Below are 7,528 nucleotides of genomic sequence, written 5' to 3'. Positions count from 1 at the left end.
GTGTCCCGGGGGTGCACCCGCCCCCCCCCGCGGTGGGCGCCCCCCCGCCCCCCCGGCGCCCCCCCCCCCCCCCGGCGGGCGGGGGGGGGGGGGCGGGGGGGGGGGGGGGCGCGGGGGGCCCCCCCCACGGCGAGCCCCGCTGGAACGGCGTGGCGATCCTGTCCAGAGCGGGCCTCGACGACGTGGTCACCGGGCTGGCCGGAGCGCCCGGCTTCCCGCACCAGGAGGCGCGGGCGGTGGCGGCGACCTGCGGGGGAGTGCGGGTGCACTCGGTGTACGTGCCGAACGGGCGCACGCCGGACGACGACCACTACCGGTACAAGCTCGCATGGCTGGCCGCGCTGCGCGAGGTGGTGCGGCTCGGGCCGGCCGAGGCGATGGTGTGCGGCGATGTGAACATCGCGCCCGCCGACGCCGACGTCTTCGACCCGGCCGCCTACGAGGGGCAGACCCACGTGACGCCGCCGGAGCGGGCGGCGCTGGCGGAGCTGCGGGAGCTGGGGCTGCACGACGTGGTGCGCGAACGGTGGCCCGGGGAGCGGGTGTTCACCTACTGGGACTACCGGGCGGGCATGTTCCACAAGGACCTCGGGATGCGCATCGACCTGGTGCTGGCCTCCGACCCGGTGGCGGGGCGGGTGCGGGCGGCCTGGGTCGACCGGCACGCGCGCAAGGGCACGGGGCCGAGCGACCACGCGCCGGTGATCGTGGACCTGGACGAGGCGCCCGACGGCGACATCGGGCCGGTCGTGCCGCCGCCGTCGGCGCCCGCCCCGAAGCGCGGATCGGTGAAGTTGCCGCAGTCGCCCTAGCGGGTGAGCGCCCACAGGGACGCGGCCATCGCGAGGGCGGCCACACCGGCGCAGAGCATCACGGCATTGACGCCCAGCGTGTCCACGACCATGCCGCCGGCCAGCGCGCCGAGCGCGAAGGTGGCCTGGAACGAGCTGGTGAACACGACCGTGGCCGCCTCCGGCGCGTCGGGGGCGGCGCGGGCGAACCAGGCCTGCGAGCAGACCGGAACCGCGCCGTAGGCCAGGCCCCACAGGGCCAGCAGGGCGACCGCGCCCCAGACCGTGCCGCCGACGACGGGAAGCAGCAGGGTGGCCGCCGCGATGAGGGCGCCGGCCGCGGTGAAGGTCGCGCGGGGGCGGGTGGTGACCGTCCTGCCCGCGACGAAGTTCCCTGCCACGCCGGCGGCGCCGTACAGGAGGAGGACGGAGCTGACGGCGGCCGGGTGCAGCCCTGTGACCTGCTCCAGGAACGGCGTCACATAGGTGTAGGAGCCGAAGTGGGCCAGGACGACCAGGAACGTGGCCAGCAGGGCGACCGCGGTGCCGCGGCGGCGCAGCAGGGCCGCCAGCGTTCCTGCGGCGGTGATCCGGTCGGCGGGCAGCGGCGGGAGCAGGACCAGCAGCGCGACCAGGACGAGCAGAGCCAGCCCGGCCAGTACGGCGAAGGCCGCCCGCCAGCCCGCGGCGTGGCCGATGATCGTGCCGGCGGGCACGCCCAGCACCGAGCCCAGCGGCACCGCGGAGAAGATCAGCGCCGTCGCGGTGCCCACGGCCGCTGGCGGCACGAGGCGCCCGGCGAGTCCGGCGCCCACCGACCAGAACCCGCCGATCGTGAGCCCGACGAGGATCCGGGAGACCAGCATCGCCTCGTAGGACCACGCGGCGGCGGCCAGCACGTCGGCGGCGGCCAGCAGCGCCATCATCGCGCACAGCATCACCCGGCGGTCCAGGCGGGCGGTGGCCAGCGTGAGCGCGGGGGCGGCGATCGCGGCGACGATGCCGGGCAGGGTCATCGTGAGCCCGGTGACGCCGTCGGTGAGGCCGAAGTCGGCGCCGATGGCGGTCAGCAGGCCGATGGGCAGGATCTCGCTGGTGACGATGCTGAAGATGCCCAGCGTGAGGGCGGCGACGGCGAGCCAGCGGACCAGTGGTGTGGTGGACATGGGAGTCCAGCCAAGCAGCGCTCGCCCCGGGGCACTGGCAGGATTCGGACCAGGCCGCGCCGCCGCCCTCGTCCGGCTAGGCCAGCATCTCCCACCAGGTGTCCAGGGCGGGCGCGTCGGCGGTGTCGACGAGCTCGCCCGGCCGCGGCACCACGATCTTGACCTCGCGCGCCTTGGCCTCGCGCCACAACCGGTCCACCGGCTCGCCCCACGGGTGCAGCGCCAGCGTGAAGGTCGCCCAGTGCACCGGCAGCATCAGCGCCGCACCGAGGTCGATGGTGGCGTTGACCGCCTCCTCCGGGTTCATGTGGATGTCCGGCCAGGCCGGGCTGTAGGCGCCGATCGGCATGAGCGCCAGGTCGAACGGGCCGTGCGCGGCGCCGATGCCCTGGTAGCCCTCGAAGTAGCCGGAGTCGCCGGCGTAGAAGACGCGCTTGTCCCGGCCGGCCACCACCCACGAGCCCCACAGCGTGTCGTTGCGGGTCAGCGAGCGGCCGGAGAAGTGCCGGGCGGCCGTGGAGACGAAGCGCAGCCCGGCCACCACCGCCTCCTCGTCCCAGTCCAGCTCGATGATCCGGAACAGCGGCACGCCCCAGCGCTCCAGGTGCGCCCCGATGCCCAGCGGCACCAGGAAGGGCGCCTTCTGGGAGCTGGTCAGCCGCCGCACCGTCGCCATGTCCAGATGGTCGTAGTGGTCGTGCGAGATCACGATCGCGTCCACCTGCGGCAACGCGCCCAGCTCGACCGGCACCGGGTGATGGCGCCTCGGGCCCACCAGCTGCGAGGGCGAGGGGCGGTTGCTCCAGATCGGGTCGAACAGGACCCGCTTGCCCTCGATCTCGATCAGCGTGGACGCGTGGCCGTACCAGATGGCCCGCAGGCCCTCGGCGGCCGGCTCGCCCGAGGGCGGCGTCAGCACCGGGATCAGCCCGCCCGGCCTGCGCTGGGTCCGGTCGCGCGTCAGTTCGGCCAGCATGCTGGGGTCGGGCCGGCCCGTGTGGGTCGGCTCGGGCATCGGGTTGAAGAACGTGCCGTCCTTGAACTGCGGCGAGCGCCGCATCCTGGCCGCCCGCTCGGGCCCGGACATCAGTGGCCGTGCCCCGAGCTCGGCCGGCACGTCCCGCAGCGCCCATCCGGCCGCGGCCAGGGCGGCTCCGCCCACGAGCAGCCGCCGTGCCGTCCGCAATCCCGCCATGTCAGACTCCTTGCATAGTCAACTCTCTTCTCGAAGATATATCGCGATAGATTGCGGCGAGCGCGAGGGTCAGGTCATGGCGTGGAAGCCGGCCTCCGACCAGAGGGCCCGGGTCGCGGACTCCGGGTCACCGACGTCCGACGGCGTCACGTCGAAGAGATGGGTCATGGCGTTGACCGGCTCGTACTCCGGCCAGCCCGGACTGCCCGTGGCGGCGAAGCGCGTCCAGGCCGAGCGGAACTGCGCCGACAGCCCCTCCGCCTCGGACGAGCCGCCGGTGAGCAGCCGGGCCAGCTCCGAGTCGAGCGTGCCGAACGTGAGCGGCACGTCCAGCCCGTGACAGGCGCCGAGGGCGGTGGGCGCCCAGGTCAGCTCATAGGCGTAGGTCGGGCCGGTGTGCGCGTCGGCCAGCAGCGTGCTCGGCATCCTGAACAGCCAGTCGGACATGAGCCGTAGCTGCAGTTCCGCCTCCGGGTAGGCGGTGCGGTAGACGACGCCGGCCTGCGGCGGCGCGAGCGTCTTCAGCGCCTGCGCGGTGTCCCCGCCCTCGCCCATCGCCATGAACAGCGCGTACTCGTCGCGGGTGAAGCCCACGAGCAGGTCCACGTCACAGGCCGCGCCGTCGGCCAGCGCCTCCCACGGCGTCTCCGGCAGCACCTCGCCGTCCACGACGGGCGCGAACGGCATCTCGGCGATGCCGCTCGCGCCCCACTCGGCGATGTTCCCGCGCAGGTCGTGGCTGGAGAAGGCGTGCACGGCCGCGAGCAGTTCCTCCGGGCTGCGCTCGTACGGCGAGCCGCCCGCCCTGGCCATGATCCCCGCCGTCATCCGGGCCGCGAGCTCCGGGGCGTAGAACGTCGCCGGCACGCTCTGCGCGATCACCCGCCGGAACAGCCCGGCCGCCGACGGCATCGCCATGAGGCAGGCCGCCGCCCCCGCCCCGGCCGACTCCCCGAACACGGTCACGTTGCCGGGATCGCCGCCGAACGCCGCGATGTTCTCCCGCACCCAGCGCAACGCCTGCACCTGATCCAGGAGCGCCCGGTTGGCCGGCGCCCCCTCGATGAGGCCGTACCCCTCCATGCCGACCCGGTGGTTGAACGTCACCACCACGACGCCCTCGCGGGCCAGCCGGGTCCCGTCGTACTCGGGCAGGCCCGCGGTGCCGATGAGGTACGCGCCGCCGTAGATCCACACCATCACCGGCAGGCCGGCGCCGCCCGGATCGGGCGTCCAGACGTTGACCGACAGGCAGTCCAGGCCTTCGGCGGAGCTCCACGGCGCGACCCCCGGCAGCAGCGGCGGCTGCGGCGGCTGCGGGCCGAACCGCACGGCCTCGAACGTGCCCTCCCACGGACCGGCCGGGACGGGCGCCGCGAACCGGTTCGGTCCGAAGGGGGCTTCGGCGTAGGGGATGCCGAGGAAGGAGGTGACGTCGTCGGTGGTCCGACCGGTCAGCTTGCCCGTGGAGATCGTCGTCATATACCAAACTTACGCTTGGCCGGGATCCGTCCTCATCCGCATTTCGCGTCCCGCGGCGGGAGACTGCCGAACGTGATCGCCTTCCTGAGGCTCAGCCTGGCCCGCACGACGAGGCAGCCGTCCCGGGCGACGGCCTCCTCCAGGTGGGTGTGCGCCTTGTCGTAGAGGTAGGCGGCGCTGAACGCGCACAGGCCCGCGACAAGCTTGTGCGGGATGCGGACGCAGATCAGCTGGGTCACCGCCTGGGTGGTCCGGTCGGTGGCCGTCAGCCTGTCGTGGATCCAGGCGGTACGCGCACGGGTGAAGGTGTACTGGCACGAGAACGCGCCGCACCGCAGCCCGGACGGCGGCGCCGCCGCCTGGGCCGGGACGGACAGAACGGCCGAGGCCAGGACGATGACCATGACCACGCGGGCGGAGAGGAGGTGGCTCACGACTGGTGCCCCTTTCTGAGATCGGTCGACGGCCCGAGGCTCGGTGTCCGGGAAGGTGTCCGGCAACGGCCAGGACGCTTTTCCCGGCAGGCCGGTCCGGCCGCAGGCCGTGGCATAGGCTTCGGGCGCGAGGAGGTGTCCGGCGCCGCCGGACGGCGGGCGAGGAGCTCGGCATGCGCGAGGACGGCGACCTTCGGCTGCGGTTCGCCGAACGGCTGCGGGAGCTGAAGGACGCCACCGGGATCTCCGTGCGCGACCTGGAGGCCGCCAGCGTGCGCACGCCGCGCCGCCGCGCCGGGCAGCCGCCGTTACGGCTCAAGCGCGGCACCATCGCCGGCATGCTCAGCACGACCCGCCCGGTCTGCCCCGAACGCGAGCACGTCGAGGTCTTCGTCGACACCTGCCTGCGCAAGGCCGCCGAATCCCGCCGGTCGCTGCCCGGCGAGCTGGGCGAGCCGGCGGCCTGGGACCGGGCCTACGACGACCTGCTCGTACGGCGGAGCGGTCCCCCTCCCGCGGCCCCGGCCCGCCGTGTCCCCGAGGCGCTCGCCGCCGCCAAGGAGGTGCTGGCCGACCTGGTCGAACAGCAGTGGCGTACCGAAGCGCGGCTGCGGTCGCTGGACGACCCCGGCCCGATGCCGGTGCGCTGGCGGCTGACCGGCGACGGACGCCTGCTCGACCACCCCGACAACCTCACCCCTCGAACCGCGCCGCTGACCGTGTCGAGCGACGACGTCCCGGCCCTGGCCCGGCGGCTGCGCGGCATGCGGCGCCGCCGCCTGGTGATCCTCGGCGGTCCCGGCTCCGGTAAGACCACGCTGGCCGTACAACTGCTGCGCGAACTGCTGGCGACCCGGCACGAGCACGACGACGAGCCCGTGCCGGTGCTGCTGCCGGCGGCCGACTGGGACCCGGGAACGTTCCCGCTCCTGCAGGACTGGCTGACGGCCCGGCTGGCCAGGGACTACCCGGCGCTGCGCGCCACCGAACCGGGCGCGCGGGCACCCGCCGCGCTGGCCGAGCGCGGCCACATCCTGCCGATCCTGGACGGCCTGGACGAACTGCCCGAGGCCGCGCGTACCGCCGTCATCGCCGCGCTCAACCGCTCACTCGGCGACGGCGACCAGCTCGTCGTCACCGCCCGCACGTCCGCCTACCGCGAGGCGGTGGACGGCGCCGCCGACGTGATCACCTCCGCGACCGTCATCGAACCCGACCCGCTGGAACCGTCCGTCGCCGCCGCCTACCTGCGGCGCTGCCTGCCCGCGCGGGCGGGGCCGCTGTGGGAGCGCGTCCTGGCCGGGCTGGCCGGCGGGCCGCCGGGCCCGCTGGCCGAGGTGACCGCGACGCCGCTGGGGTTGTGGCTGCTGCGCGCCGTCTTCATCGCCCCGAACGCCGACCCCGCCGTGCTCCTCGACCGCTTCCCGGACGCGAGCGCGCTGCGCGCCCACCTGTTCGACCGCCTCGTGCCCGCGCTGATCGACGCCCGCCCGCCCGGCGCGCACCCGGGCGAGCTGTTCCGCCCGCGCCGCCGCCGCGACCCGGAGGAGGTACGCCGCACGCTCACCACCCTGGCCCGCCACCTCACCCACCCCCGGGGCCCGGACGGCAGCCCCCGTACCCGCGACCTGGCCTGGTGGCGGCTGGCCCGCGACACCCGCGCCGTCACTCCCGCGATCAGGCTCGCCATGGGCTTCGCCGTGGCCCTGACGATCACCGCGTGCTCCACGATCTCGACGTCGATCCTGTCCGGCTCCGGCGCGGGCGGGCTGATGTACGGCCTGCTGTTCGGCGTGGCCGCGGGCGGCGTGGTGGCGCCGGCCGCCCGCGCCTGGCCCGGCCAGCAGCCCGGCTACGCCGACCTGCGCGGCCGCGGCCGCCGTCCGGGACCCGCGTTCCCGCCGGCGCGCGGTCTGGCGCTCGGCCTGGCGGCCGGGGTGGCGATGGTGCTGATGATGGGCTTCACCGTGGGCTTCGGGGCCGCCGCCTACCTCGCCGGAGCCGTCTCGGCCCTGACGGTCGGTCTCGCGTACGGCTTCGCCTCAGGCCTGGCCGCCTGGGCCGAGGCGCCGACCAGGGACGGCCGGGCGGGCTCCCCGCAGGCCAGCTGGCGGGCCGACCGCACACTCAACCTGGTGCGCGCCGCCACGATCGGCGGCACCGCGGCGCTGACCAGCGGCCTCACGGCGGGATCGGCGGCCGCGTACACGGACACCCCGAGATTCGGCCTGGCGGTGGGGCTGAGCTACGCCGTCACGTTCGGCCTGACGGCGGCCCTGGTGGCAGGCCGTCACCACGCCTGGATGGCCTTCGTGATCGCCACGGGGACGGGCCGGATCCCGCGCGGGCTGATGCCCTTCCTGGACGACGCCCACCGCCTGGGCCTGCTGCGCGCCGTGGGCCCGATGTACCAGTTCCGCCACGCCGAACTCCAGGACCACCTGGCCGGACCCGGGTAGC

6 protein-coding genes are annotated in these 7,528 nt (G+C 75.0%); 2 read left to right on the top strand and 4 right to left on the bottom strand.

Annotated elements, in window-relative coordinates; translation table 11 throughout:
- Window positions 1–149: 149 nt before the first annotated feature.
- On the top strand, window positions 150–812 hold the full coding sequence (locus ACIBHY_RS37770; RefSeq protein ID WP_397309218.1) for an exodeoxyribonuclease III: 663 nt from the start codon (window positions 150–152) through the stop codon (window positions 810–812).
- Here the strand turns inward: ACIBHY_RS37770 and ACIBHY_RS37765 are convergent.
- The 4 genes from ACIBHY_RS37765 to ACIBHY_RS37750 all read right to left on the bottom strand — a co-directional run bounded on the left by ACIBHY_RS37765 (window position 809) and on the right by ACIBHY_RS37750 (window position 5,068).
- Window positions 809–1,957, bottom strand: a complete 1,149-nt coding sequence (locus tag ACIBHY_RS37765) for an MFS transporter (RefSeq protein WP_397255468.1) — start codon at window positions 1,955–1,957, stop codon at window positions 809–811. The genes ACIBHY_RS37770 and ACIBHY_RS37765 overlap by 4 nt on opposite strands.
- Window positions 1,958–2,033: 76 nt before the next feature.
- The gene (locus tag ACIBHY_RS37760; RefSeq protein WP_397255470.1) at window positions 2,034–3,152 is read right to left on the bottom strand and encodes an MBL fold metallo-hydrolase; all 1,119 of its coding nucleotides are present in this window, start codon (window positions 3,150–3,152) and stop codon (window positions 2,034–2,036) included.
- 69 nt (window positions 3,153–3,221) lie between these two features.
- Complete coding sequence (locus ACIBHY_RS37755) at window positions 3,222–4,634, bottom strand: carboxylesterase/lipase family protein (RefSeq protein ID WP_397309217.1); 1,413 nt, start codon at window positions 4,632–4,634, stop codon at window positions 3,222–3,224.
- Window positions 4,635–4,666: 32 nt separating this feature from the next.
- Entirely contained in the window at window positions 4,667–5,068 is a 402-nt protein-coding gene (locus ACIBHY_RS37750; protein WP_397309216.1) for a hypothetical protein, read from the bottom strand.
- A gap of 173 nt (window positions 5,069–5,241) precedes the next feature.
- On the opposite strand from ACIBHY_RS37750, the gene ACIBHY_RS37745 reads away from it, so the two are divergent.
- Window positions 5,242–7,527, top strand: a complete 2,286-nt coding sequence (locus ACIBHY_RS37745; protein ID WP_397309215.1) for an NACHT domain-containing protein — start codon at window positions 5,242–5,244, stop codon at window positions 7,525–7,527.
- The last annotated feature ends 1 nt before the right edge of the window (window position 7,528 follow it).

Source organism: Nonomuraea sp. NPDC050547 (assembly GCF_044457345.1).
In the GTDB taxonomy this organism is placed as follows: domain Bacteria; phylum Actinomycetota; class Actinomycetes; order Streptosporangiales; family Streptosporangiaceae; genus Nonomuraea.
The sequence above is the reverse complement of the archived record's forward strand: the minus strand, read 5'-3'. Positions and strand labels throughout refer to the sequence as shown.